We start from the raw sequence: 26,134 nt of genomic DNA on the forward strand, positions 1-26,134 counted from the left end.
AGTTAATCGTTATAATTTATCTGAAATTTAACTTTCGGAGGAATTACAATGAAAAAAATCGCTATCGTACTTTTAAGTACAGTTGTCTGTGGCACTTTGGCGAGTGCTAAGATTGTTCAACAATTTGAACCAGAAAAAGATACTTCTGCTTTCAGTGGAAAACCAGAAGTCAGTTTTGCCGTTGACTTGTCTTTCTATTATCAAGGATTGAGCCAAGACTGGCAAGGTACTACAACAAATGGCACAACCTATACCACCAACAGTGGTATTGAAGAAGCGCTTATTTTGCCAACGGCAAACTTTGATATTTACGGAAAAATCATGAGTGGTTTTAATGTTAAGTTACAAACCATGCTAGCAAGTCACCACCACAATGAAACCTATGTTAAAGGTGGTTATGCAACCATCGATAACTTGGATTTTATAGCGCCTGGTTTTCTCTCAGATGTTATGCGAAATACGACCATTAAAATCGGTGTCAATGACATTAACTATGGTGATGATCAGTACAGAAGAACGGATAACGCGAATGTGATGCGAAACCCCTTTATCAATAACTTAGCCGTTGATGGTTACACACAAGGTACGCATATTGAAGTGCTTTACCGTATTCCGGCTATCAGTTCATTTGCGATGGTGGGTATCACGAACGGTCAAGCTAACCCTCAAGATACAACCATTGTTGAGACATCAAGTACAAGCAGTAACCGTTATGCGCTTTATGGTAAACTTGGATTCGATCACGAATTCAGTGATGATTTACGCTTTAGAATTAGCGAATCTGTCTATTATATCGAAGGTGTCAACAGAGTTGATTTATACAATGGCGATAAAGCAGGTAATGTTATTCGAAACGTTTATGGTACAGCAAATACCGATGTTTTCTCTTCAGGATGGCAACCAACATCGGTTTACACTTCTGTGGGTACAGCGACCATAACACCGGATGTTCTTGCCGCTAAAACAAACCTTTTCTTAAAATACAAAGATACCGAATTTTACGCTATGTATGAAGTCATCAATGCAGAAGACATTAACGGTAAATCTGCCGATACAAAACACTACGCAGTCGATCTTGTCCAACGTTTTTACAATGACAAATTCTGGCTAGCAGCACGCTATGAAAATGCTGTTCAAGAATATCAAGATGCCTTCAATGACTTTGGTGATGCAGAATTAACCCAATGGCAATTAGCAGCAGGTTGGTTCCTCTCTAAAAATGCTGTTGCAAAAATCGAATACATCGATCAAGAGCGTGAGAAATTTTCTATCTATAGAAACGGCAACGCAAGCTTCAACGGCTTTATGGTCAACGCAGCGCTTAGCTTCTAATTTTACAAGGATTTAACGTGAAAAAATTGATTTGCAGCCTTTTACTTTTATCTGGTTTGGTTTACGCTGAGAACATTGAGATTCATGGAACATCGACACTCCATGATTGGAAAATGGTCTCAAACAAAACCGATGTTGCTTTTGAAAACGATGGTTCTAAAATCACAAAACTGAACGTTTCCGTTCAAATTAAAACACTGAAAAGTGGTGATGAAGGACTCGATGAGAAAGCTTATGAGACACTCAAAATTGATCGCAACAATGTGATTACCTTTAAGCTTCTTGAAGCTGATTTAGCAGCTGGCACGGTTAAAGGTGTTTTCAAAGTACTGGATAAAGAGCGAACTGAAACACTCAAGCCTGAAGTTTTAACGCTCGATCATGTTGCGGGTAGCTTTAAAGTCAAAATGACAGAGTTTGGTTTAGAGATTCCTTCTGTTATGTTTGGTGCGATTAAATCAGGTGATGAAGTAACCGTTAAATACGACATCAAGAAATAAGATCCTTAAACCCATATTTTAAGAAGAGAGGTCACTGCCGCCAAGCTTCCTCTCTTCTAAAACTCCTTAAATAGTCTCTTTGCTACAGCTTTTTTATCAAAGCTGTAGCAAAAATTTTATACTATTTGAGAGGTGAGTCAGTACATTAAATTAAGTATTGCATATTAGAGTACATGCGTATGAACATTGCTATACTTATTGGAGTGTATCGTTTCATTTCACAGTTTCATTTACATGTAACGACGCGGATTCTCTACAAATTTTAGCAGGAAATCGAATGCACACGGAAGTCAAACTTTTTTACGATATTGACCCAAACAGCCCTAATGAGGAGAGAAATTTTTTTATTGGACAAGCTAAGCATGCACCTCTGCCAGAAGGAACCCCTCCTCCACTCCCACACCGCCACCCTTTTTATGAAATTATTTTTGTTGAAAAAGGCAATGGCATTATGCGCATTGATTTTACCGATAGACCAATGCAAAAAGGCTCTTTGTATCTAATGCTCCCTTCTCAAATCCATTTACCCCTTTACAGCGGAGAATTTCAAGGATTTTTGCCCCGTTTTGACATCTCCATTTTTGCAGACAAGACATTTTTGGAAAATCTCTCCATCTTTAATTTTGATTATCTACTGGTTGAAGAACCCGCGTACAGTGCTTTAGAGGGATTGTTACTCAGTTTACATGAAGAGTTTAAAAGCGAAAAAGCACTGAAACAGTGTACGATCAATAACTTACTCAAACTCTTTTTGATTCAAGTACAAAGGCTTCTGCCCAATGTCGTCAATGAAAACACCCAAACAACTATTTTTGGCTCACTGAACACTCTTTTAGAGAGCAATAATTATAAAATTCAAACCCCTGCTTTTTATGCTAAAAAACTCAAAATTTCACTCAAAGTACTCAATCAAGCCGTCAAAGAGTACACCAGCATTCCATGCGGTGAATACATTCGCTCCAAAACGGTCATAGAAGCCAAACGACTGCTCTGTTATACAGGCATGAATTCCAATGAAATTGCTGCGATGCTAGGCTTTGAAGATGCGGCCTATTTTAGCCGCTTTTTTAAACGAGAGACGGGATTTACCCCATTGGTATTTCGAAAGCAATCACTTTAATAAAAGCCCCATTTCTGGGGCTTTTATCTTTACATGTAAGCTTACATGTAAACCTATAATTCTGTCTTAGCATGTAAGATCAAAACTTACCCTGATCCTTAAGCTTTTTATACCACGCATTGTGAAGGATCTTCACTTCCTCTTCTTCAACGTAGCCAGTGATAATGCTATGCACTGCACCTTTAATTGCAAACATAGACATATACACGTGTGTAATAAAAAGTGCAACGACGGCAAAGCCCATAACGTTATGCAAAATCGCTGCAACGCGCAGTAAATCAATCTGGCTAAGACCTGTGATATTATGTAACATTTCCATCTTGAAGTCCAAGAAAAACATAAAAGCACCGCTTAAAATCATCGTGATGCCACCCAGTATGGCTACCCAGTACCACATCTTTTGACCGGCATTAAATTGGGTTGCATTAATGATCTGCTTCTCTTTAGAAAGATAGCCTCCGAGGATCATAAACCATTTCACATCTTCCAGATTGAACAGTGCCTCTTTAAGCCACATCAACGCCATTGGAATGACCACAATCGCAAAAGGAATGGTAAAGAGTCCATGAAGGTTCTTTGCCATTCTCACGAGCGTTCCACCCCCAAAGAAGTCACCAAACACGATGATAAATCCTGTAGGAAGCAGCACCAAAAAGCTTACTGCGGCTATTTGATGGACGGTTCGGTGAAACAGATTAAAGGCGTAATGTTTGTTATGACTGTGGGGAAATACTTTTGGTCCTACAATTTTATAGTGTAAGAAAAACACCAAAGGAACGCCCAACAAGACGCCTAGGAATATCCATGCAAAGTATTTATGCTGTAGCATGGTGAACAAGGGTCCTAATTTCCATGACTCTTCTTGTCCGTATCCTAGGATATTTTGGATGCGCATCTCACCCCAGATTTGGCTATCAGCGGCGTATGCCACTGATGCCAAACACAGAGCTGCAATGAACATAACGATGTATTTTTTCATTGCTGCTCCTTTATGCACCTTTACCTCGACCTGCTACCCTTTTACGGTAAATGGTTGAGACACTTTCCGCATCACCCACAAGCAGTGCATTGGTAGAACACACCGCCGCACACATCGGTACACGTCCCTCAGCGATACGGTTTTGACCGTAAAGATGTCGCTCTTTTTCAGAGTTCGTCTCAAGTGGTCCTCCTGCACACATGGTACATTTATCCATAGCCCCTTTGGCACCAAAAGCGCCATCTCGTGGGAATTGTGGAGCACCAAACGGACATGCGTACAAGCAGTAACCACAACCGATACATTTCTCTTTATCATGAAGAACGATTCCGTCCTCACGAATGTAGAAACAATCAACGGGGCAGACTTGCTCGCATGGTGCGTCCGTACAGTGCATACATGCAATCGAAGTAGAAACCTCTTTACCTTCTATGCCATCAAAGAGCGTAATAACCTTACGACGGCTAATGCCTGTGGGAAGTTCATGCGCTTCTGCACATGCAACGGAACACGCAAAACACTCGATACATCTGTTATCATCACAGAAAAATTTCATTCTTGACATTTCATTACTCATTGGCCACCCCCTATGCTTTCTCGACGCGGCATAGACCAGCGTTGAATTCTGAAATTTGTGTGATCACGTCAAAACCATAGTTGACAATGGTATTTGAGCTCTCACCGATAGCATACGGTTTGGTGCCTTCTGGGTAATTCGCACTTAAGTCCGCTCCTTGAAACACACCCGCAAAGTTGTACGGTAGACAAATACGATCCGGCGTAACACTGTGATTATGATACGCTTTAACCTTGATTTTTGTGCCATGTGGCGCATGAATCCACATCATATCGCGATCTTTAATGCCATGACTGAGTGCTAGGTCTGGGTGAATGTTCGCAAACATCTCTGGCGTAATCGCTGAGAGGTATTTACTCGTTCGCTCTAACATACCAGCACCTGAGAGGTTAACCACCCTCATGCTGACCAACATCGTTGGGAACTCTTTAGACCAGTCTTGTTTTTGTTGCTCAGACTTAAATTTCGTCTCAACACGGAAGTTTTTCGGCTGATCATCGTAGGTTGGGTATTTTTGAACCAAATCCCAACGTGGGGAGTGGATCGGTTCACGGTGCAATGGCACAGGATCTGGGAACTCCCAAACAATCGTACGTGCTTTTGCATTTCCATAAACACAAACGCCTTTTTCACGCGCTTTTTGCTGAATGATACCGCTAAAGTCCATCGCCCAACTCGCACCCATTTGCGCTTTTTCTTCCTCACTGAGGGTAATGCCAAGCACTTTTTCGATGTTCTCTTTCGTGAGTTGTGGATAACCGCCCTCAATTTTTGAACCTGCAACGGTTACGCTCTTATCGGCTATTTGGCTCACACCATTGTGCTCTAAACCAAAACGATTTCTAAAGCCCATACCGCCTTCATTCACAGGAACATCACGGTTGTAAAGAATAGGCGAACCTGGGTGTTTTTCATCCCAACATGGCCATGGAAGACCGTAATACTGACCTTTCATCGGCCCTTTACCTTCTAAGGTAACAGGATCAAACATGTGCCAGTTTTCTTGATGCGCGCGAAGTCTCTCAGGTGTCCATCCGCTTAAACCAATGGATTTAATCGTTCGTGCAATTTCGGTGACTGCATCATCTGGCCATTTAAAGTCATTTTTAACTTGTACCACTTTGCCATTTTTGACACCCATTTTCATACCTTGTACAAACTGGTCATAGAAGCCAAATTTTTTCGCAAAGGCAAACATCACTTCTTCATCGCTTTTACTCTCATAAAGAGGCTCAACAACTTTACTTCTCCATTGAGAAGAGCGGTTTGTAGCCGTTACGGTTCCTTCAGATTCAAATTGAGTACCGACAGGGAGAATGTACATGTTGTCTTTTCTGCTGGTAAGAACGGCTGCTTCGTTGACAAATGGCTCTGCAATCACCACTAAATCAACTTTGTCCAATGCCTCTTTGATTTTCGCTTGTTGCGACATAGAGGTAATACCCGTTCCTTGAATCCAAACAGCGCGAATAGGTGCAGAAGAGTAGGTTTTCTCCTCTTGAAGGACGCCTTGGTACCATTTTGCGAGTGAATACCCTTTTTCGTTCATCCATTTTGGCTCAAAAAATCTACCTTTAAGCCACTCATAATCGACACCCCAAGACTGCGCAAAGTATTTCCAAGCAGCATCACCTAGTCCATAATAACCCGGTAAGGAGTCTGCAAGGTTACACATATCGGTTGCACCTTGAACGTTATCGTGTCCACGAATGATGTAAAGACCACCGCCTTTTCGACCCATATTGCCAAGCGCAATTTGAAGAATAGGAATAATTCTGGTGTTAGATGAGCCCACACTGTGTTGCGTAATTCCCAATGACCATGCAATAGCGCTTGGGCTATTTTTTGCAAAAAGTGTTGTCGCTTGAATGATTTGATCCACAGGAATGCCTGTAACATCAGAGGTGAGTTCTGGTGTCCATTTCGCAGCTTCGACGCGGATTTGATCCATCGCGTAAGAGCGTGACTCAATGAACTCTTTATCTTCCCAACCATTTTTAAAGATGATGTGAAGCATGCCGTAGATAAAGGCAATGTCCGTACCTGAACGAATACGTAGATACATATCTGCTTTTGCAGCACTCCTTGTATAAATTGGATCAACAACGATCAATTTTGTACCAGCTCTATCTTTTGCTTGTAAGAAGTGTTTAAATCCAATTGGGTTTGCAACCGCTGAGTTTGCACCAATCATCATAATGACTTTTGCATTCACTGCATCGCCAAATTGTTGTGTCATAGCACCGTATCCAAATGTATTCGCAGCACCTGCGACGGAAGCACTATGTCAGATTCTAGCTACGTGGTCAATATTGTTTGTTCCCCACATTGCGGCAAACTTACTAAAGTAGTACGATTGTTGCAAGCTGAATTTTGCTGAACCTAAAAACTCGACAATGTCTGGGCCATTTTCGGCGCGCATTTTAAGCATTTTTTCTGAAATCTCGTTAACGGCTTGATCCCAACTGATACGTTGCCATTTTCCATCCACTTTTTTCAAAGGATACTTAATACGTTGCGTGCTCTTCACCAAATCAATTTGGTCAATGCCTTTACAACAATGGCTACCTTCACTGATTGGGTGGTCTTGTGCCACGTCTTGGCGAACCCAAACACCGTTTTGAACTTCAGCGATGATTCCGCACCCTGCTGAACAAATACTACAGATTGTTTTAACTCTCTTGCTACCTGGGAATGGATTTTTCACCTCTTCTTGCGTGGCGGGTCTGATTGAGTCGCTGGATGCAAAGGCTGTGCCTGCTCCAAAACTCGCTCCGATCGCTGCCATTTTAAGAAATGATCGTCTTCCCATGTGCAAAGAGGCGTCTTTTAACATCTCTTTACTCATCTAATCTCCTTAGACTGCCGCGTGATAATACGCGTCCCAATTGGCTGTTTTTGTGTAGAGAATCTCTTTTTTCTTCGATTTTCCCTTAACAACACCGTTACTTCCTGCTGTTTTTGCACCTGTATCGCCAGCAATTGCTCCGACACTCACGGTTGCAGCAACTGCACCCACACTCAGAGTTTTTTTAAGAAAACTCCTTCTTTGATCTTGCATGGTCATTTTCTCCTTGCAGAATTTCTCTTTAACATTAAAGAGAGAGCTGAAAAAACCGCTGTTTTTTCAGCTCTAAAATCCTTACATGTAGAGCGTTTTAATTATGCAAAATTGGCATATTAAAATGCCTTGAAATGCTGTAGATATGCACTTTTGGCATATCTACATGTAAATGTTTAGAGCACGAACTCTTCAAAATTCTTCTTTGGTCTTGGTGTTAATGGTTTACGTGGTTTCTTGTGCTCTTTGGTATAAACTTTTGGTGCTTGATCTTCTTTTTCTTTAAGCGGTTTTTTCACATCCAAATAGAGTCGCTCTAATGCTATAAAAGAGTGCATAATCACGGCTAATTCTTGGTAAAAATGGCTCTCTTCGTGAATGTAAAGCGCACCGACAAAATCATCTATAAACGGATTGAGAATGTTGACAAACACTTCGCGCAAAAGCTGAGCACTTTTCTCATTGCCAGAGAGCTCTTCTTCGATCATTTTTTGCATAAACAGCATAATAAACCCAACATGATCTTCCATCTCTTTAAACTTTTCCGTATCGCGTCTGAAGTTAGAACTTAGAACATAATTGACCATCTCTAAACGCTTTTTACCATCATCGCGGTTTTCAAGAAAATATGACGCCGTGACAGGAATAAAAGCAGAATAAGGGCTAAAAAAGACCGTATCACTCTCCTCTTTTAACAGAGTATAGCCTCCACTAATAAGCAAATTTTGCATATTAGTAAACGCGAGTTTACTCTCATCATCAAGAGGGTTTTGCGCTAAAATATCGATCGTTTTTTGAATCACCTCAAGATCATTCTTGTTCTCAAAAAACATTAACAGTGAAGCAAAGAGTCCGTAGTAAACGGCTCTTGCTTTATTGATCGCCTCTTTATTCATAAACTGAGTCCTTTGTTTTCATTTTCCATGTGGGCCTTAAACATCACTTTGGGTTTACAGGCGGCACAGCAGTAAAGTGTTCTAAGCTTCACCGCATCATTGCCAAAAAGCGGCGTCATGATGGCTGCGATTTTCTCAACCGCTTTGACAGTGGCAAAAGGCGTCCCACACTCAATACAGGTAAAAAGCTCATCTTTCGTCATAATGCGTTGCGAAAACCAACTTGGTTTTAAACTGATCTCATCGCGCACGACGGTTAAACAACCTTCTTCAGGACAGGTCACTTCACAATAGGTACAATTCGTACAAATCGAAGCATTAAAACGAAGCGAATTATCTTCAGGATGCGCTGTTAGAGCTCGCACATTACAGGCTCCCACACAACTCAGACACAACGTACATTTGCTCTCATCAATAACGATGTTGCCATAATGCACATGCTCACCCGTCTTTAACACACCCAAATCTTCACCATCCACTAAATGCGAAAGACGCGCTGAAAAAATCTCGCGTTTGCGAAGACCGTCTTCATTGATGCCGTACATACACTCAGGGAAACTTTCCATACTCTCGAAAATACGCGCCAAATCAGCACTGTCTTCACAGACGTAAATCGCTTTTTTGTGGTACTTTTTCTCAAAAATTTCATTCAGGATGCGAATCACATCACCCGTACCTTTGGAGATAAAATCGGTGTAGAAAATGATCGGATTGCCACTGGTTTGAAGTAGATTTAAAAGGTGCGCTTCATGGAGGTATTTTTCACCCTCAATCATCAAAGGTAAAACGCCCTCACGCAAGGGAATATCAATCAACCCCAAATCCATTTTATGAGGAATAATCAGTGCCGTTGCGCCTTTAAAATACTCACTCAAATGGGCAAAAGCAATGCGCGGCATCTGCGTATAATCAAGCGCACCGCTCGGACATACGCTCACACAACCGCCACAGCCATGACAATCAATATGCGAAAATGCCAAATGCTTGGTCTCATCCTCTTTTAAAATCGCAACCGTTGGGCAAACCTCAGCACATTTACCGCAAATCTCTGTGCGTCTTTCATGGTACTGACAGATGGAAGGATCGTAGTTGATAAAATTTTTATAGTGGTACTCGCCTTTGTTGTCTCGAAGCTTTTTAAGCGCCCCTTCCAGTCCAAGAAGAGCTGGATCATACACGCCACTTTGCTTCATCGCAAAGCTTGGAGCATTCCACCACAGAATTTGATCGCACTCTAATTCGAGGAGTTCATCCTCTTTTTTGAGCGTTACATGTAAAGAACCAATATGACCGTTCACATCTAAAATTATGGAAGAAGAGAGCAACATAACCGTAAAGTCTTCTTCTCTTAGTTCTGCTTTTAAAGCTTCATCGTTGGCATCGTCACTCACGATAAGCACTTTGTTGCCCACCTCTTGAGAATAGTCCATATCTTGCGCAAAATCAAACCCAAGGGCGCGTATGGCATACAATTTAGTGATCGTGGAAATTTTATTTGCAATGCTATCGCGTGAATGTTGGAGGTAAAAATTGATCTCTGGTGCGTAAATAATTGCCTCTGCCTCAGGGTCGTTCGAGACTAAAAAATCACCTTTGCAAGGGCTTTTAACCAGTTCTATCGCTTCGTCAAGAGGGAAATCAATACCAACGGTATCGTAGAAAACGTACTCTTTTTGCATTTTACATCCATTAAGTGGTAAATAAGAATTTACCGAATTGTAAAATGAATTGGATTAAATCGTTCTTAACAAGAGTATATTTATCCGCTTAGTAAGCATTATATATTTAATTATATAGCGTAATAGTGGTGTTTTTTCACTATTATCTTGTGTTAATCTTCTTCAGTTATAATAATAGGTATGAAATGACAAAGGTGTTACAATTTTGGTAAACAAAAACTTTCTAATCACAAGCTTTTTAGCCTTAATCGTGCTGGTACTCCTCTTTTCTTTCGCCACTTCGTATAAAAGTGTGGAGAAAAACACCATTGTCCTAGGTGCCTCGCTGCCTCTCACTGGCATTAACAGTCATTTGGGTCGAGATGTCGTTGTGGGCGCAAATACCTACTTCAGCCACACCAATGCCAGAGGCGGTGTGCAGGGTAAAAAAATTGAATTTATCCAGTATGACGACAAATACGAACCTGAAAACACCTACAGCAATACCATCAAACTCATCACCAAAGATGACGTTTTTGCCCTTTTTGGCTTTGTAGGAACACCTACAGTCAAACGTGTGTTACCGCTCATCACGGAAAGCCAGATTCCTTTTATCGCCCCCTACACTGGCGCTTCGTTTCTTCGCACCAAAGAGACGCCGAACATCATCAACTTTCGAAGTGCGTACACCGAAGAGCTTGACGCGTTAGTGGAGTACCTCACGAAGCAAAAAAACATTACACGCTTTGCGATTTTCTACCAAAACGATGACTACGGCGAAGAGGGGTACATCGCACTCTCAACCGCTCTTGGTAAACGCAACCTGCAACTGATGGCGGAGGGAACCTATAAACGCAACACGCTCTCCATTCGCCATGCGATTCATGAGATCGAAGCGGCAAAACCTGAAGCCATCATCTTGGTGGGCTCGTATAAACCTACGGCTCGTTTTATCGAAAAAGTGAAAGAGTGTTGCCCACAACAGATCATCTTTTGTCCCATCTCTTTTGTCAATGCAGACGCCCTTATGGGGGAACTGCACGGTAACGGTGAGAACATTCTCTTTTCTCAAACCGTTCCCTCTTACGATGATTTTTACTCCAAAGAGGCGGTGGAGTACATCAAAAATCTTGCCTTTTACTACCCAGAGGAGAAACCCTCATTGGTCTCTTACGAATCGTATTTGGCAGCCAAAGCTGTGGTCACGGCGCTTAAGGCGATCAATGGAGCGATCACACCGGGTAAGTTTTTGGATCACCTCAAACATGTTCCCACCCAAACGCTCGACAACATTCCTTTAAAATACCACAATGCCCAACTGCTCAATCAAGTTTACCTCTCAAACTATGTCAACGGCAAATTTGAAATTATTCAAAAGTACGAGTACTAAGATGACGTTTGTAGAGTTTATTAACCAAAAACTAGAGACCATCAAGTTTTCCAATAAAACCAAAATTCTTATTTTCATCATCTTAAGTGGAACGATGACCATTGGTTTTTTGATGTTCGTCTCCATTTTTGCGCTTAAATACGACTATGAAACCCTGTTTCAAAAGCACACGCAACCCCAAGTCGATCTTGAAGAGATTAAAGACAATTACCGCGTCAATGTCGCAGAAACGCTTCGAGACATCAAAGAGCGCCAAATCAGCAATGATGATGCCATCGAAGTGATCTATCTCGCGCAACAGATCATCCACAAACAGTGGAACAGTTACCAATTTGCAACCAACCGTCAGATCGGAGGACTCCCTTATCTTGCGAGTCGTTGGCTGAGTCTCTTTTTGGTCATGCCCGACATTCCTGAAAAGACTATCTTTCAAAAAGGAATTGTGGAAAAGATCAGCGTGAAGATGCAAAGCATTGATAGTAAAATCACGATGATGTTGGAACTATTGAAATACTCCAAAACCGAACAAGCGAGTTTTTTGATTGATGACATTATGCTCGAAGCCAATTCGCTGAACATTTATCTCTCAAGCCTCATTACCACGCATCTCAAACAAGCGATTACCGAAAAACAGGTCAACGACAGCCTCTTTCAGACCAGTACGATCATGCTTATTCTGCTCATCGGTCTGATCTTCTTTTTTATCACGATGGTGCTTTTTATCATCATTAACCATTTTAAAAATTTGCATAACTATCTTGAGGAAAATATTCTCATCAAGACCAAAGAGCTTCGCGATCTTAACGATTCGCTGGAACTTCGCATCAAACGAGAAGTCGAAAACAGTCGTAAAAAAGACAACATCATGTTCCAACAAGCAAGACTTGCGAGTCTTGGAGAGATGCTTCAAAACATCGCGCACCAATGGCGACAACCGCTAGGTTCACTGATGATGATTATTCAAAGTTTTGAGAGTAAGTTTTTAGCAGGCAAACTGGACGAACCCTTCATCGCTTCACGTGTCAAAGATGCCCAACTGCTCTCTTCCAATATGTCGGACACTCTGGAGGATTTTCGCACCTTCTTTAACCCCAACAAAAGCAAAAAAGCGTTTCGCATCAAAGAGGTGATCCAAAAAGCGGTTGACCTTTCCAAGTATCAGTTGGAACGCGAGGAGATCACGTTAGCACTTTTTATCAAAGATGACCTTGAAGTCTTTGGTTTTAAAAATGAGCTGATTCACGTGCTTCTCAATCTTATTGGCAATTCCAAGGATATTTTGGCGAGTAAGACCGATAATATTCACAAGATTATTCACATCATCGCCAAGCAAAATGAAGAACGTATTTTTATCAATGTCATCGATAATGGCGGTGGAATAAAAAGTGATATAATACCCAAAGTTTTCGACCCCTATTTTACGACCAAACACAAGAGTGTAGGCACAGGAATTGGGCTTTATATGTCCAAACAGATGGTGGAAAAACACATGCACGGAAAGATTACATGTAAAAATATTCGCCACAAATTAAGCACAAAAGTTTTGTGGGCATGCACAATGTTTACGATAGAAATACCAAAAAATTATATCAACACAAACGAGGGTGATGACGATGAACAAGCGCAATTTTGAGTTACTCGGTAGCTTTACGATTCTTTACATCGAAGATGAAGCGGATTTGCTGAAACACACCACATCTGTTTTAGAAGATTTTGTGAAAAAGATCTACCCCGTGCAAACGATCGAGGAAGCTTTGGAGATCATTAAAACCGAAAAAATCGACGTCATTGTCGCGGACATTCACCTTAAATACAGCAATGGCTTGGACTTTTTGCGCACCCTCAAACATGACCTAGAGATCGAACTTCCCTCCATCGTTACGACTGCGTTTACCGACACCGAGTATCTGCTGGATGCGATAAAACTTCATGTGGATAACTACCTCATTAAGCCTGTCAACATCAAGGAGCTCCTTAATTCATTGCACGATGTATTGCTTCCAAAAATTCAAGCCAAAGAGATCGTGCGCTCGTATAACATCATCAAAACCATCTCCGCGGTGACCGATAGCAAGCAAGTCGAGATCATCCGTTTTATCATCAAAAATTTGGACAATGACAATATGCTCAATTACTCTTACAGCGAGATTATGGAGCAAGTGGATGTGAGTAAACCCACCGTCATCAAGCTCTTTAAACAGCTTGGAGATCAAGGGATTTTGACAAAAATTCAAAATAAAAAATACCTGTTTGACGAGACCCAATTGCCGCTTCCGGAGAACGCATGAATGCTTTAAAAACGCTTCCAAAAGTTGACAAATGCCTTACACATACGCTTTTTGAAGGCTGTAATGCAACCTTAGTGATGAAAATCGCCAGAATAAAAATCGAGGAAATCCGTCAAGGACTTATCACCAAAGAGATCGAAAGCTTCGATGAAGAGGCGTTAATGCAGGAAATCAAAAAAGCCTATGACGCGCTTTTTGAGCCTTCACTCAAACCTCTTATCAATGCCACAGGCGTTATTTTGCACACCAATATGGGCAGAAGTTTGATCTCGAAAACCTTGTTGGATCGCGCCAGTGACGTCATCTGCAACTACTCCAATTTGGAGTATAACCTAGAACTTGGCAGTCGAGGCGAGCGCTATGAGCATGTCAGCACGCATCTGAGAGAGCTTTTAAATGTGGAAGATGTACTGGTTGTCAACAACAACGCTTCCGCTGTCTTTTTGATCTTAAACACCTTTGCCAAAAACCAAGAAGTCGTGGTCTCAAGGGGCGAATTGGTCGAGATTGGTGGCAGTTTTCGCATTCCTGAAGTGATGAAACAAAGTGGCGCCATTCTGAATGAAGTCGGAGCGACCAATAAAACCAAAATCACTGACTACGAAAGCGCCATCAACGAAAACATCGCGATGCTGATGAAGGTGCATCAGTCCAACTTTAGCATCGAAGGGTTTAGCGAAGCCGTAGCGTATGAAGATCTCAAGCAACTCGCCACCCAAAACAACCTTTTGGACTACTACGACCTTGGAAGCGGCTACGTTCCTAAACTGCCGTACAACCTCGGCAACCGCGAACATTCCCTTTCAGAAATTCTTACATGTAACCCTTCACTGATCAGTTTCAGTGGCGACAAACTCTTTGGAAGCGTGCAAGCAGGCATTATCGCAGGGCGGGCTGATTTGATCGCAAAACTGAAAAAGAACCAACTTCTTCGAATGCTACGTGTGGATAAAATCACCCTGAGTCTGCTTGAAGAGAGCATTAAAGCGTATCTCGCAGAAGAGTACGAGCAAATTCCTACGCTTTGGCTGCTGTTTCGAAGTGTCGAAGAACTCACGCAACGAGCATTACATGTAAAAGAGTCTGTCGGCAAAAATTCGTGCGAAATTGTAGAGAGCGAAACCTATATGGGTGGCGGTACTTTGCCCAACCGTCGCTTCCCCACGATTGCTTTACATGTAAAAGGAAAAGCAACCCTTTTGGAGCGAAAATTCCGCGAAAACCATGTGATCGGGCGCATTGAAAATGACCACTTTTTACTCGATTTTCGCACAATCCTTCCCAGTACCGAAGAAAAACTGAGTGAAATTATTAAACGCATTGTAGGGAATTAAATGGAGTATAGTATCGTTGGAACCGCAGGACATGTCGATCACGGTAAAACGGCTCTCATCACCGCTCTTACGGGTTTTGAGGGAGACAGTTTAGAAGAGGAAAAACGCCGAGGCATCACCATCAACCTCAGTTTTTCCAGTATGCAAAACGAGGCAAAGAACGTCGCGTTTATCGATGTTCCAGGGCATGAAAAGCTTTTAAAAAATATGATCTCAGGTGCCTTTGGTTTCGATGCCAGCTTGGTCGTTGTCGATGCGAATGAGGGCATTATGCCTCAAACCAAAGAGCATTTGGAGATCTTAAATCTTTTACATGTAAAGAATATTATCGTAGCACTCACCAAAAAAGACCTCGCAACACCTGAGATTATCGAGCAGCGAACCTACGAAATCACCGAGCATCTCAAAACACTTCACAACCTCCATTTGGTCGAGATTATCCCTGTCAGTATTTATGAACTTTCCACGATTCAAACGCTCAAGAACGCCCTGTTTGACCTACCCGTAACGCCTAAAAAAAGCAATGGGCTTTTTCGCTACTACGTTGACCGTTCTTTCTCCATCGCAGGTGCGGGAACCGTTGTGACAGGAACCGTACTGGATGGAACGATCAAAGTCGGTGAAAAACTTTTTGCGCCAGAGCTTGAAAAAGAGTTTGTTATCCGCAACCTTCAAGTCCACGACCACGATGTGGAAGCAGCCTATTCCTCTCAGCGAACCGCGATCAACCTTCAAAACGCCCAAAAAACGGCATTTGAAAAAGGGGCACTGCTGTGCAAAAAAGGGTTTATCCGTGGTTTTGACTGCGCGGATGTCTGGATAGAGAGCATCGGTGGACACACTCTAAAACACAACGCCAAAGTCATTTTATACGTCGGCACCAAGCAAGTCGAAGCGCGCATTTTGTTTTACGAAACCGAAGAGAGTATTGAGCGAGGTTTTGCCAAACTACAGTTCAATCACAAGCTCTTTTTAGTCCACGATGAGCCGTTCATTATCACAGCAAGCGGTCGCACCATCGGCGGTGGACGCGTACTCAATCCCATCAATGACCCAATGAAAAAAAGGGTGAAATTAGAGCTTCTTAAAGCACTGGACGCCAAGGATTTTAAAAGTGCTTTTACCCTTTTAGTGGAGATGCACAAACACGGCTTTGGGCTGATCTCGTCCAACCAACGCTTTGGGCTAAACCATGAAGAAGCGATAACGATCGCCAATGAAATGAGTGACGTTTTTGTCGATGAAAAAGGCTTAGTCCTCTACCCCATTTCGATGAAAAATGAGCTAGAACGCATCATTCAAGCCATTTACGCCAAAAATGCTTATGCCCTCCTCTCCGCCAATTCGCTCTCCCTCAAACTCAAATGGGCAAGCGTTGCCTTGGTCGAGAGCGTGCTTCAAAAACTCTGCGATGAAGGCATGTTGGATTTGGTGAATGGCATCTACAAAAACGCGCAAATCGACATCGACAATATCGAGGCCCTCATCGAAGATAGACTCTATGACATCTTACTTAAAGCCGAATTTACCCCAGAAGCTCCGTACAACATCTACGATGAACTCGACATCGACCGTAAAATGGGTGATGATGCCCTCAAAAGCCTCACGCGGGCTAAAAAGGTCGTTCGATTAGAGCACAACCTCTTTGTCACAACTCTTGCGCTCAGTGCCATGATGGCGCATCTACGAGAGATTATGCGCAAAGAAAATGGCGTTGACATCAAAGCCTTTAAAGAACACTTCGACATCAGTCGCAAATACTTGGTCGCGTATCTTGACTATCTTGATAATTTTGATGATGTAAAAAAAGAAGGGAATAGAAGGGTACTTGGATAAACTTTCAAAATAAAGTGAAGCTTTACATGTAAAACTTCACTTCTCTTTCTTCAAACGATTTTTTACCTCTTTTTCACTTGAACACATTGCTCGCATTTTTCTCTCTCCCATTTATGCTTCATCCCTTTGATATAGACAATTAAGATAAAGAAAAGTGCCGATGTTACGCCAAGCACTAACAAAAGCAAGGTCTCCGATGGGTCTGTCTCAAGTAAAATCAGCTTTCTTACCAAGACAACAAACGAGATCTCAAGAAAGGTCACGGCATAGTCAAACCCATCTTGAATAAACAGTGTTTTGACAATCGCCAAAACAATCAAGACAAACAAGCCATCGGTTAAAATGATTTTAATCGAATCAAAATCAAGCGCACCTTGTGAAATCGTAAAGGCGATCATCTTATAACCAAGGCTGATAAAACACTGCCCCAAGTAGACAATCATCATGCAGATAAAGATATAACGCGCGATATTGAGTAGTTTTAGTAGCGAATTTTCAACTTTAACTTCTAAAAATTGATTGAATGCAAAAACTTTATCTGAGAGATTTTCTCTGCATTGTTCATCATTTTTTTCTTCCATAAACATCTCCTAACCATTTTACCCTGTAAAAGGCGGCGCCATTATAGTACAATTTATGAAAGAAAGAACCATTTTTAGGCTCAAAAATGACTTTTTTGTTTCATTTTCAAAAAACACTTGACATTATTACTAATTAGTAATATAATTTCCACAGAGGTACAAAAATATGAAACTACGATCAGACGTTAAAAGTTATGGTGAGCGCACCGATAAGAGTATGCAGACATGGATACAAATTGTAAGAGCCTTTACCAAAATCCGTAACAAAGAGTTGAAGTATATCAACGAATGCGGCTTAACGATGAACCAGTTTGAAGTTTTGGAAGTCCTTTACCATCGTGGCGATTTGCAAATAGGTTCTATCACAAAGCTGATTATGAGCACTCCTGGCAATGTCACTGTGGTTGTCAAAAATCTCCTCAGAGATGGCTTCGTGCAAACACTTCCATCGCCTGAAGATAGCCGTGTGCGTATCGTAAGCATTACCGAAAGCGGACGTGCGCTGATCGGTGGGATGTTTGGGAAACACGCCGCCAATCTCAAGAGTTATTTTGACGTGTTAAGCGAAGAAGAGTTGGTCACCTTGTATGACCTGTTACGAAAACTGCAAAAAGCGCAATAATTTTTTGCTCAAATACTACTAATTAGTAAAAAAGGAAACCTTATGAAAATCAAAACACTACTCGCAACATCCTTGTTGGCAGGAACTGCCCTCTTTGCTGGAAACTACAACGTTGATCCTATGCACTCAAGTGCGGATTTTAGCGTCAAACACGCGATGATCTCAACTGTAAAAGGGAATTTTTCAACATTTAACGGAAGTTTTGTATACGATGAAGCGACCAAAACGCTTAAGTCTTTAAATGGAACCATTCAAGCAACTTCCATCGATACAGGTATTAAAGACAGAGACGAGCATTTACGCTCAGCTGATCTTTTTGATGTTGCAAAGTACCCAACCATCACGTTTGCATTGGATGAAATCAAAGGTGACAAAGCCTATGGAAAACTCACAATGAAAGGTATTACAAAACCTGTTGTTTTAGTTTTTGAGAACGGTGGAGCCGCGACAGATCTTTATGGCAACAAACGTGTTGGACTGGGACTAACAGGCAAGATCAACCGCTCAGACTTTGGCATCACATGGAACAAAGCCCTTGAAACAGGTGGTGTGATCGTGGGTGAAGAGGTTAAAATCGACGTAGCCCTTGAGGGAATTTTACAAAAATAATAGACTTTTTTCATAGCCCTTGAAAAGAGTAAGAGCTTGTCAAGAGTGCGTTAATTTTCAAAACTCAAAATTGAGTCATAGCCGTAGCTATGGCGATGTTTTTAGTTTTTAAAAGTGATGTGCTATGGACAAACTCTTTTTTCAATGGGTTGTGAAAGAAGTCTCATGCTTTACATGTAAAGGAATCAATCATGTCATTTATCATTCATAGAGCCAACCAAAGAGGCGCTGCAGAGCATGGTTGGCTTCATAGCCATTTTAGTTTTTCATTTGCCGAGTATTACAATCCTTCCCGCATGGGTTTTGGCGCACTGCGTGTCATTAATGATGACATCGTGGAGGCAGGAGAGGGTTTTGGAATGCACCCGCACCGCGATATGGAGATCATCTCCATCGTCACTAAAGGGGTTTTGATTCACAAAGACTCGTTTGGCAATCACGGCGAAGTTCATGCCGGTGAAATTCAGTATATGAGTGCAGGCGAAGGGGTTTTACACTCCGAATTTGCCTCAAAAGATGAGTCCGCCGCGCTGTTTCAAATCTGGATACACCCAAACCAAAAAGGTGGAAAACCACTCTACAACCAACGTGATTTTAGAGATGTCACCAAGAGCAATCAGTGGGTAACGCTCGTTTCACCTGATGGTGCAGACAACTCTATTGCAATTAAGCAAGACGCATTCATTGCGACCACTGAGCTCGATGAGGGTAAAACCATTTCCTTAGCGCCCTCTTCCCCAAATCGTGGTAAACTCGTACTGGTTGTCGAAGGCGAAATAAAAATCGATGGTGCCACGCTTGAAACACGCGATGAAGTGCAGATTACCGAAGAAAAAGCCTACGAGATCAAAGCGTTGAAACCCTCTTGGGTTTTGGTATTTGATGTGCCAATGCACTAAACGTATAAAGGAAATACCATGTCACCTGTTAAAATGTCACTTGAAGCCAATAAAGAGTACCACTTCTGTACTTGTGGTAAAAGTGCTACCTCTGTTTTATGCGATGGTAGCCATAGAGGTTCAGGTCTTGCACCTAAAACATTTTTTGTTCCTGAGAGCAAAGAGTATTACCTCTGCGCCTGTAAAAAGAGCGCCAATGCTCCTTTTTGTGATGGAAGTCACGCAAAATAACTAAAGGCCTTTACAGGAGTGAAAAGACTTTCACTCCTCTTTTTCGTGTATAATGACGAAAAACAATCAAAGGCTCTTTTTTTATGTCAAAACATCCTACCCTCCTTCAACAATTTCGTTCTTTTTATCTTCAAAACAAGCTGAGCGACCTTGAAATCGCCATCGAATACTTCAGTGTTTTTGGCGGCACCAGTTGGAATGTCGATACTACCAAACCTCTTTTTGATCTGATCGCACATAAGATTTTAAAAAACTACACCTACATTCATGCCGACATCACCAAACTTACCTACAGCAATAAACTTTCGCATGCACTACTCACTGCCTGTGCTACGGGCGATCGTCGTGTCTACTCTTCGTACAAAAAAGCACGTTTGAGTCGAGAAGAAGGCAATGAAGCCTTGCATGCACTGTTGCGCAGTGAGATCGTTGAGCTTGAGTATTCATTGGAGCGCCCTGTTCGTGAAGAGGATGATAACTCCGATAAACTGAACTTCATTAGTCCGTTTATGCGCTTTTGGTTTGCCTTTGTCTCCCCTTTTTACAAAACCATCAAAGAGAATGATTTTAGCGAAGTCGAAAAAGCGTTTACCAACCGCGAACAAGGCTTTAACGATCTTATTTTTGAAAAACTCGCTCAGGAATTGTTGAAAAAAAGTTTGATCGAAGATCCGATTGTGGAGATAGGCAGTTATTGGGATAAAAACGCAGAGATTGATATTTTGGCGAAAACGAAATCGGGAAAACTCATCGCAGGTGCGTGCAAATACACCAACACCAAAGTGAAAAAAACCGAGCTGAGTAAACTCAAAGAGCAATGTGCCAAAGCTGAATTTGAGCCTGATATGTTCGTTCTGTTTAGCAAAAGTGGTTACAGCTCGGAACTCAAAGCGCTTAAGGGAGAGGATCTTAAACTTTTTACGCTCAAAAGTTTGAAACCGTTGGTGGAAGAGATTGGTGAAAAAGAGTTGATCCCGTGTGAGGGAAAGAAATACTAACAAAAGGAGGGAGAGAAATCTCCTTTTTTGATTCCACCACGCTTTTACATGTAAAGCTGATATGCCTCAATTTTTTCGCTTAATTTCGTGGCAAGATAGCGATGCGCATAGCCAAGTTCACTCAAAATCACCTTTGCTTCTTCCAAATATGCTCTTTTTTTCGCTTCATCCCACTGCTTAGGTGGCTCCCCAAGATTCGTAATGCGATCGGCAAGTTTGACCATTGCCACACAGTTTTGACGCTTTTTGAGTCGTTCTAAACTATCGCGCATTTGCGCCTCTTTGGACAACAAATTCTTCTCTTTCGTGAGTGCTAAAACGCCTTTGGCGATCACCTCTTTGTTACCTGCGATGGGGCTCTCTTTCGTGATCTTGGTGGTCGTGTCTTCGTTTACGTCATGCAAAAGCGCACAAGCAATGGCAACATTAACTTCATCATAACTGAGTGGCTCACACGACAAAGCATTGATGACTTCGGCGGTAACACTTAAAAGGTGCATCGAATACGGCAAGCCATGCGGTGTCTTTTGCTCACCGTGCGCCAACAGTACAAAGGCAAGGTTTTCTTTGAAAAATTCGACACTAAAAAGCTCTTTAGGCAACATTACCTCTTGTTTTGGGACTTTAGGCAGACGTGGAGTTTTGTTTTTTTCAATTTTAGCGTAGTGCGCTTCCTCTTCATTTTCACTAAAATAGAGCAAATAGATGCCCTCTTCACACACAAGCTCTAGCTCTTCGTAGTGTTCATGCTCATTCAGTTGGGCATAAAGGTTTACATGTAAAACCTTTGAGATCGAAGAACTCAGTGTATGTGTGACTTTTGCAGGAGGCAAAGGAATGGAGTCTAGCTGAAAACACTCCAGATAACCCATCGCGCCACCTGCAACATGAAAATTGATCGTGAGACTTCGCTGTTTGCCCTCTTTAAGGTAGGCGATTTCAAGAAGAGTGTGAAGCGTATAAAGGGCCACGACGTCGCAGCCCTCAATATCGTTTAAATAAGCCCATTTTTCACGCATAATTGACCTTTACATGTAAAGAGGATAGCTACTTTTTACACAGCTCATCAAACCACTTCTCATTTTCAGCGGAACGGTTCGCTTTGGAGCGTAAAAGTGCGTCGCGCATTGAAACCAAATCGTCCAATTCCAAGAACTCTAACATTGAAAATGAAGAAATGGGAGCATTTGGATCAGATTCTATGAGCAGTTCTATCTCGTGTATAAGTGCCATTTTATCGGCATTCTCTAGCATTCATTGACCTTTGATTAACAAACTATGATTGGTTTTATTGTATAATACCTTACATTTCATGCAGATTAGTTTCTGCAACTTATAAGGAAAATGAATGAAAAAATATCTTTTAACGCTTGTTGCACTTTTCTCAACCACTCTTTTTGCAGCAACCGACGCACAAATTGTTGAACACTTTAAATCAACCGTGCAAGTCCCCAATATTACGATTACTATCGTCTCACGCAAACCTGTTGAAGGCATTGATGGTATGGATTTCGTGACTCTGAGTCTTAGCGATGGCACACGTTCTCAAAAACTGAGCATCTTCACCAAAGATGACCTCATCTTCCCTGATGTGATTAGCATCAAGCAAGGTGGAAGCATCAAAGAGATGATGGAGATGGCAGAGCTTCAGAAAAAGCTTTCAGCGATCTACAAAAAAGAGGAGAAGAAAAATGTGATCTCTTTGGGTAACGACCCTAAAAAAGAGACCTTAGTTGTCTTCACCGATCCTGAATGTCCTTACTGCAGACAAGAGCTTGCTCAAATCGAGCAACGCCTTACCACCAACAATCTTAAGTTGATTTTCACACCGGTTCACGAGCGCAGTTCCCTTGAAAAATCTGTGATTATTTACAACGAAACATCCAAAGTCAAAACCGATGCAGATAAGATCAAAATCTTGAAAAAATACTACGATGAAAACGTCAAATATGAGCAAAAAATCAGCGATGCAGATGTCGCGCATATTGATGCACTTAAACTAAAATACTTTGGTGCTGGCATCAAAGGAGTACCGTTTATCGTGAAAGAGAAAGAGCTTTTAAAATAACGCTCCCTGCCTTTGTATCCCGCTTTTCATAAGGCGGGATAAACTCCATTTCAAAGAGGTTGGTATGTCCCAGATCGTCCTTTTTGCCATCATTGCTTTTTTAGGGGTTATCGCCTTAACCCTCTACTTTCGCCTTCAAAAACTCCAATCAAGCGCTCAAACACCCAAGCAACATCCCATGCAAGAAGCGGAGACGTTTCAAGCCATGCCTCTGCCCATTCTTTACAAAAAAAATGCGCAATGGTTCACCAATAAAGCCTTTACACATGCTTTTGGCACGATGAGCAAAGAGAATGCCGAGCTTTTAAGCACCCTTCCAAAAAACGGCGAACACGCGATGGAGCTTCAATTTGACAATGGCATCACCAAGCAAACGCTGATCTACACAGCACCTCTCTTAGGCGCAACGGGTGATTTTGTTGCGATGATCGTTGACATTGCGCATTTGCATAAAAGCAAAGCCTTGTTGATGCAGCAAAAAGAGCGTTTAGAACTCGCCCTTGAGGGAAGTGATGAGGCATTGTGGGACTGGGATATGAAAAATGAGACCATCTTCTACTCTTCAAAATGGAAACAGTTGATGGGCTATGAAACCAAAGATCACCCCTCTACCCTCTCCTCGTGGCTCAATTTAGTCCATTCCAAAGATATGGCATTGGTAAATGAACGCTTAAAAGCGCATCTGGATGGCAAGAGCGATCTGTTTGTGGTCGATCATCGCGTACGCGGGAGTGAGCCTTTGCGCTGGGTCAATGTGCGAGGCAAGGTCATTGTGGGTAAAAACGAACAGCCTATTCGTATGGTTGGCACCATTCGCGATATCAGCAACCGTAAAGGTGAAGAGGTTCGAGAACACGCGGAACACGAACGTTTTATCGCTTTTGTGGAGCATATCCCAGCGCTTTGTTTTATTAAAAATGCGCAGGGGCATTATCTGTATATGAATCAAGCTTATCAAAAATTCTTGGGCTTCAAAACATGGAAAGACAAAACAGCGATGAGCCTTTTCAATGAAAGAACAGCGGCAGAGATTGCTGAGACGGATCGTTTGAGCCTTTATGAAGGGATACAGGAGCACAATATTACACTCCCCACAGCAGAAGGGTTTAACACCTATTTTCATCTGTATAAATTTGTCATTGATGAAGAAAATGAAAAATTACTCTGTGGATTTTGCATTAACAAACCGTTCAAAGAGTAGGTGTATGATTGTTTAAGACCAATTTTCAGGATAAAACAATGCAACCGAACCTCATAATGATCGAGGATGATGTCGAACTTGCCGAAATCTTATGCAATTTTTTAAAACGCTATAACATCACCGTCACCAACTACGACGACCCCTATCTTGGCATCAGTGCACTAAGCCTTATCAAATATGACCTGCTCATTTTAGACCTCTCTTTGCCTGGTATGGACGGGCTAGAGATCTGCAAAGAGGTACGCGCCAAAAGCGATATTCCCATCATCATCTCCTCCGCACGAAGCGACTTGGAAGATAAAATCGTAGGCTTGGAACTTGGAGCAGACGACTACTTACCCAAACCCTATGAGCCCAAAGAGCTTTACGCGCGCATCATCAGTGTGCTCAGACGCTACAAAAAAAGTAACTCAGTCAGTGAAGAGAGCAGTAGTTCCACGTTGATTCTCAAAGAAGAGAGTCACACCATCTTTTTTCAAGGTACACCACTCACACTCACCCCTGCGGAATACGACGTGCTCACCCATCTCATCAAAAAAAACAACTGCGTGGTCTCACGAACAGAGCTGCTTAACAGCGCACTGAGTCTCAATGAAGAGAATGAGAGCAGAAGCCTTGACGTGCTCATCAGCCGTATTCGTACCAAACTAGGCGAGAGCTCCAAAGAGCCTAAGCTGATTCATTCCGTCAGAGGTATCGGGTATAGGCTTCAAGCATGAGGTGGTACCACTCCATCATCACGCGTATTTCGCTCATTTTTGCCCTCTCGTTGTTTGGCATCACAGCGATCTTTGTCTCCATCGCACAGTATGAAACGGATAGAGAACTGCAAACAATGTTTGACTACTCGCGCGTTGCCTTACGCTCTTCGTTTGATCGCACCACGAAAGCTATCGACTTTGACAAGATGGAAGAGATCGGGTTTAAACTCGTTACCGATGAAGCGCTCAAACAAAAAATTCTCGAACGCCCTCGTCCTCCCAAACCGTTTCCGATGAAACGCATGGAAGAGCGGTTTCATTTTCTAATTGATTCGGTGCCGTATCGTATGCACATTTACACCATTTTGTTGGCACGCGACGCACCGCCTATCGTCTTTGAAACGCCTTTAAAAAAAGAGATGATGCCCCGCCTCATTTTGCCACTGTTGAGCCTTGCATTTGTCATTTTTTTATACATTGGCATTATTCGAAGCATTCTGCCGCTTAAAACACTCAGAGAGAAGATCAAACACTTTGCCAACGGGGATTATGACATTACATGTAAAAGCAGTAAAAAAGATGAAATCGCCGCCCTTGCCAATGAATTTGACAGTGCCGTTTTCAAAATCAAATCACTTCGAGACTCCAGACAGCTCTTTTTGCGCAACATCATGCACGAGCTCAAAACGCCCATTACCAAGGGAAAACTCGCCGCTGAAATGATTGAAGATGCCGCATATGCAAGGATCTTGCAAAACGTTTTCAACCGCCAAGAAGCACTTTTGGAAGAGTTCTCGCGCATTGAAAAACTGAGTGCTGATGAGCTAAAATTGGAGATCAATCGTTATCATATTGAAGACGTGGTGGATTTTGCCCTTGACATTTTAGATGACAAACGAGAAAGCATTACATGTAAACTGGTACCGATGGAACTAGAGGTAGACTTTGAGCTGTTTGGCGTGGCGCTGAAAAACCTTTTGGACAATGGCATCAACTACTCCGACGACCACCACGTCAGCCTTCGCAATGATCTTAAAACCATCACCATTTCCAACCACGCCCCCGCGTTGGAGTTCACCATTGAACGCTACGCTGAGCCTTATTTTCTAGAGGGCAAAAAACAAAAAAGCTCACGCGGTCTTGGCTTTGGACTGTTTATCACATGGCACGTGATTCGCCTACACGGGATGCGACTTGACTACAAACACGAAGCAGGCATGAACTGTTTTACGATTTACATGTAAAGGAAAATT

General features: G+C 42.1%; 26 protein-coding genes. 17 read left to right on the forward strand and 9 right to left on the reverse strand.

From position 1 onward, the window contains the following. The first annotated feature begins 48 nt into the window (after positions 1-48). The 3 genes from SMUL_RS14415 (at position 49) to SMUL_RS14425 (ending at position 2,952) form a co-directional block, all read left to right on the forward strand. Positions 49-1,332: a hypothetical protein gene (locus SMUL_RS14415; RefSeq protein ID WP_025345960.1), complete on the forward strand. Its 1,284-nt coding sequence runs from the start codon at positions 49-51 to the stop codon at positions 1,330-1,332. Between the two features lie 17 nt (positions 1,333-1,349). Then, positions 1,350-1,832, forward strand: a complete 483-nt coding sequence (locus SMUL_RS14420; RefSeq protein ID WP_025345961.1) for a YceI family protein — start codon at positions 1,350-1,352, stop codon at positions 1,830-1,832. 277 nt (positions 1,833-2,109) lie between these two features. Continuing rightward, positions 2,110-2,952 carry a helix-turn-helix domain-containing protein gene (locus tag SMUL_RS14425; RefSeq protein WP_025345962.1) on the forward strand — a complete coding sequence of 281 codons (843 nt, stop codon included), beginning with the start codon at positions 2,110-2,112 and terminating at the stop codon, positions 2,950-2,952. A 79-nt stretch (positions 2,953-3,031) separates the two neighbouring features. On the opposite strand, the gene SMUL_RS14430 is transcribed toward SMUL_RS14425, so the two are convergent. The 6 genes from SMUL_RS14430 to SMUL_RS14460 all read right to left on the reverse strand — a co-directional run bounded on the left by SMUL_RS14430 (position 3,032) and on the right by SMUL_RS14460 (position 10,144). Next, positions 3,032-3,931, reverse strand: a complete 900-nt coding sequence (locus SMUL_RS14430; protein ID WP_025345963.1) for a formate dehydrogenase subunit gamma — start codon at positions 3,929-3,931, stop codon at positions 3,032-3,034. Positions 3,932-3,941: 10 nt separating this feature from the next. Then, positions 3,942-4,496: a formate dehydrogenase FDH3 subunit beta gene (gene fdh3B, locus SMUL_RS14435; RefSeq protein ID WP_038534068.1), complete on the reverse strand. Its 555-nt coding sequence runs from the start codon at positions 4,494-4,496 to the stop codon at positions 3,942-3,944. A 22-nt stretch (positions 4,497-4,518) separates the two neighbouring features. Next, on the reverse strand, positions 4,519-7,344 hold the full coding sequence (locus SMUL_RS14440; RefSeq protein ID WP_407701816.1) for a formate dehydrogenase subunit alpha: 2,826 nt from the start codon (positions 7,342-7,344) through the stop codon (positions 4,519-4,521). A gap of 21 nt (positions 7,345-7,365) precedes the next feature. Then, positions 7,366-7,569 (reverse strand): hypothetical protein, encoded by a 204-nt coding sequence (locus SMUL_RS14450; protein WP_025345967.1) that lies wholly within the window; start codon positions 7,567-7,569, stop codon positions 7,366-7,368. A 176-nt stretch (positions 7,570-7,745) separates the two neighbouring features. Continuing rightward, positions 7,746-8,465 (reverse strand): TorD/DmsD family molecular chaperone, encoded by a 720-nt coding sequence (locus SMUL_RS14455; protein ID WP_025345968.1) that lies wholly within the window; start codon positions 8,463-8,465, stop codon positions 7,746-7,748. Next, positions 8,462-10,144: a 4Fe-4S binding protein gene (locus SMUL_RS14460; RefSeq protein ID WP_025345969.1), complete on the reverse strand. Its 1,683-nt coding sequence runs from the start codon at positions 10,142-10,144 to the stop codon at positions 8,462-8,464. The genes SMUL_RS14455 and SMUL_RS14460 overlap by 4 nt, the downstream gene beginning before the upstream one ends. A gap of 205 nt (positions 10,145-10,349) precedes the next feature. Here SMUL_RS14460 and SMUL_RS14465 point away from each other — a divergent pair, with 205 nt between their 5' ends. From SMUL_RS14465 to selB, 5 genes are read left to right on the forward strand one after another with little or no spacing between them, the layout of a single operon-like run. Further along, positions 10,350-11,513: an ABC transporter substrate-binding protein gene (locus SMUL_RS14465; protein ID WP_025345970.1), complete on the forward strand. Its 1,164-nt coding sequence runs from the start codon at positions 10,350-10,352 to the stop codon at positions 11,511-11,513. A gap of 1 nt (position 11,514) precedes the next feature. Next, the gene (locus SMUL_RS14470) at positions 11,515-13,146 is read left to right on the forward strand and encodes a sensor histidine kinase (protein ID WP_025345971.1); all 1,632 of its coding nucleotides are present in this window, start codon (positions 11,515-11,517) and stop codon (positions 13,144-13,146) included. Then, positions 13,127-13,801, forward strand: a complete 675-nt coding sequence (locus SMUL_RS14475) for a response regulator (RefSeq protein ID WP_025345972.1) — start codon at positions 13,127-13,129, stop codon at positions 13,799-13,801. Before SMUL_RS14470 ends, SMUL_RS14475 begins: the two co-directional genes overlap by 20 nt. Continuing rightward, positions 13,798-15,135 carry an L-seryl-tRNA(Sec) selenium transferase gene (selA, locus tag SMUL_RS14480; protein WP_025345973.1) on the forward strand — a complete coding sequence of 446 codons (1,338 nt, stop codon included), beginning with the start codon at positions 13,798-13,800 and terminating at the stop codon, positions 15,133-15,135. The genes SMUL_RS14475 and selA overlap by 4 nt, the downstream gene beginning before the upstream one ends. After that, positions 15,136-16,971 carry a selenocysteine-specific translation elongation factor gene (selB, locus tag SMUL_RS14485; RefSeq protein WP_025345974.1) on the forward strand — a complete coding sequence of 612 codons (1,836 nt, stop codon included), beginning with the start codon at positions 15,136-15,138 and terminating at the stop codon, positions 16,969-16,971. Positions 16,972-17,033: 62 nt separating this feature from the next. Here selB and SMUL_RS14490 read toward each other — a convergent pair whose 3' ends face one another. Next, a complete protein-coding gene (locus SMUL_RS14490; protein WP_025345975.1) occupies positions 17,034-17,552 on the reverse strand; it encodes a hypothetical protein in 519 nt (172 codons plus the stop codon). Positions 17,553-17,718: 166 nt separating this feature from the next. Here SMUL_RS14490 and SMUL_RS14495 point away from each other — a divergent pair, with 166 nt between their 5' ends. The 5 genes from SMUL_RS14495 (at position 17,719) to SMUL_RS14515 (ending at position 20,911) form a co-directional block, all read left to right on the forward strand. Continuing rightward, on the forward strand, positions 17,719-18,174 hold the full coding sequence (locus SMUL_RS14495) for a MarR family winged helix-turn-helix transcriptional regulator (RefSeq protein ID WP_025345976.1): 456 nt from the start codon (positions 17,719-17,721) through the stop codon (positions 18,172-18,174). A gap of 42 nt (positions 18,175-18,216) precedes the next feature. Continuing rightward, positions 18,217-18,783 (forward strand): YceI family protein, encoded by a 567-nt coding sequence (locus SMUL_RS14500; protein ID WP_025345977.1) that lies wholly within the window; start codon positions 18,217-18,219, stop codon positions 18,781-18,783. A gap of 191 nt (positions 18,784-18,974) precedes the next feature. After that, positions 18,975-19,682, forward strand: coding sequence for a pirin family protein (locus SMUL_RS14505; RefSeq protein WP_025345978.1), 708 nt, complete (start codon positions 18,975-18,977; stop codon positions 19,680-19,682). Between the two features lie 18 nt (positions 19,683-19,700). Beyond that, a complete protein-coding gene (locus SMUL_RS14510; protein WP_025345979.1) occupies positions 19,701-19,913 on the forward strand; it encodes a CDGSH iron-sulfur domain-containing protein in 213 nt (70 codons plus the stop codon). Between the two features lie 83 nt (positions 19,914-19,996). Further along, positions 19,997-20,911, forward strand: coding sequence for a DUF234 domain-containing protein (locus SMUL_RS14515; protein ID WP_025345980.1), 915 nt, complete (start codon positions 19,997-19,999; stop codon positions 20,909-20,911). Between the two features lie 44 nt (positions 20,912-20,955). Here SMUL_RS14515 and SMUL_RS17275 read toward each other — a convergent pair whose 3' ends face one another. Together SMUL_RS17275 and SMUL_RS14525 are read right to left on the reverse strand one after the other, a co-directional pair. Beyond that, a complete protein-coding gene (locus SMUL_RS17275) occupies positions 20,956-21,930 on the reverse strand; it encodes an HD domain-containing protein (RefSeq protein WP_169730530.1) in 975 nt (324 codons plus the stop codon). A 28-nt stretch (positions 21,931-21,958) separates the two neighbouring features. Continuing rightward, positions 21,959-22,165 (reverse strand): hypothetical protein, encoded by a 207-nt coding sequence (locus tag SMUL_RS14525; protein WP_025345982.1) that lies wholly within the window; start codon positions 22,163-22,165, stop codon positions 21,959-21,961. 94 nt (positions 22,166-22,259) lie between these two features. Between SMUL_RS14525 and SMUL_RS14530 the strand changes: the two genes are divergently transcribed. From SMUL_RS14530 to SMUL_RS14545, 4 genes are all read left to right on the forward strand, one after another. Then, positions 22,260-22,979 carry a thioredoxin domain-containing protein gene (locus SMUL_RS14530; protein WP_025345983.1) on the forward strand — a complete coding sequence of 240 codons (720 nt, stop codon included), beginning with the start codon at positions 22,260-22,262 and terminating at the stop codon, positions 22,977-22,979. A gap of 64 nt (positions 22,980-23,043) precedes the next feature. Next, the gene (locus SMUL_RS14535) at positions 23,044-24,180 is read left to right on the forward strand and encodes a PAS domain-containing protein (RefSeq protein WP_025345984.1); all 1,137 of its coding nucleotides are present in this window, start codon (positions 23,044-23,046) and stop codon (positions 24,178-24,180) included. Positions 24,181-24,218: 38 nt separating this feature from the next. Beyond that, entirely contained in the window at positions 24,219-24,899 is a 681-nt protein-coding gene (locus SMUL_RS14540) for a response regulator transcription factor (RefSeq protein ID WP_025345985.1), read from the forward strand. Continuing rightward, complete coding sequence (locus SMUL_RS14545) at positions 24,896-26,125, forward strand: ArsS family sensor histidine kinase (RefSeq protein ID WP_025345986.1); 1,230 nt, start codon at positions 24,896-24,898, stop codon at positions 26,123-26,125. Before SMUL_RS14540 ends, SMUL_RS14545 begins: the two co-directional genes overlap by 4 nt. The last annotated feature ends 9 nt before the right edge of the window (positions 26,126-26,134 follow it).

This window comes from Sulfurospirillum multivorans DSM 12446 (genome assembly GCF_000568815.1).
Classification (GTDB): domain Bacteria; phylum Campylobacterota; class Campylobacteria; order Campylobacterales; family Sulfurospirillaceae; genus Sulfurospirillum; species Sulfurospirillum multivorans.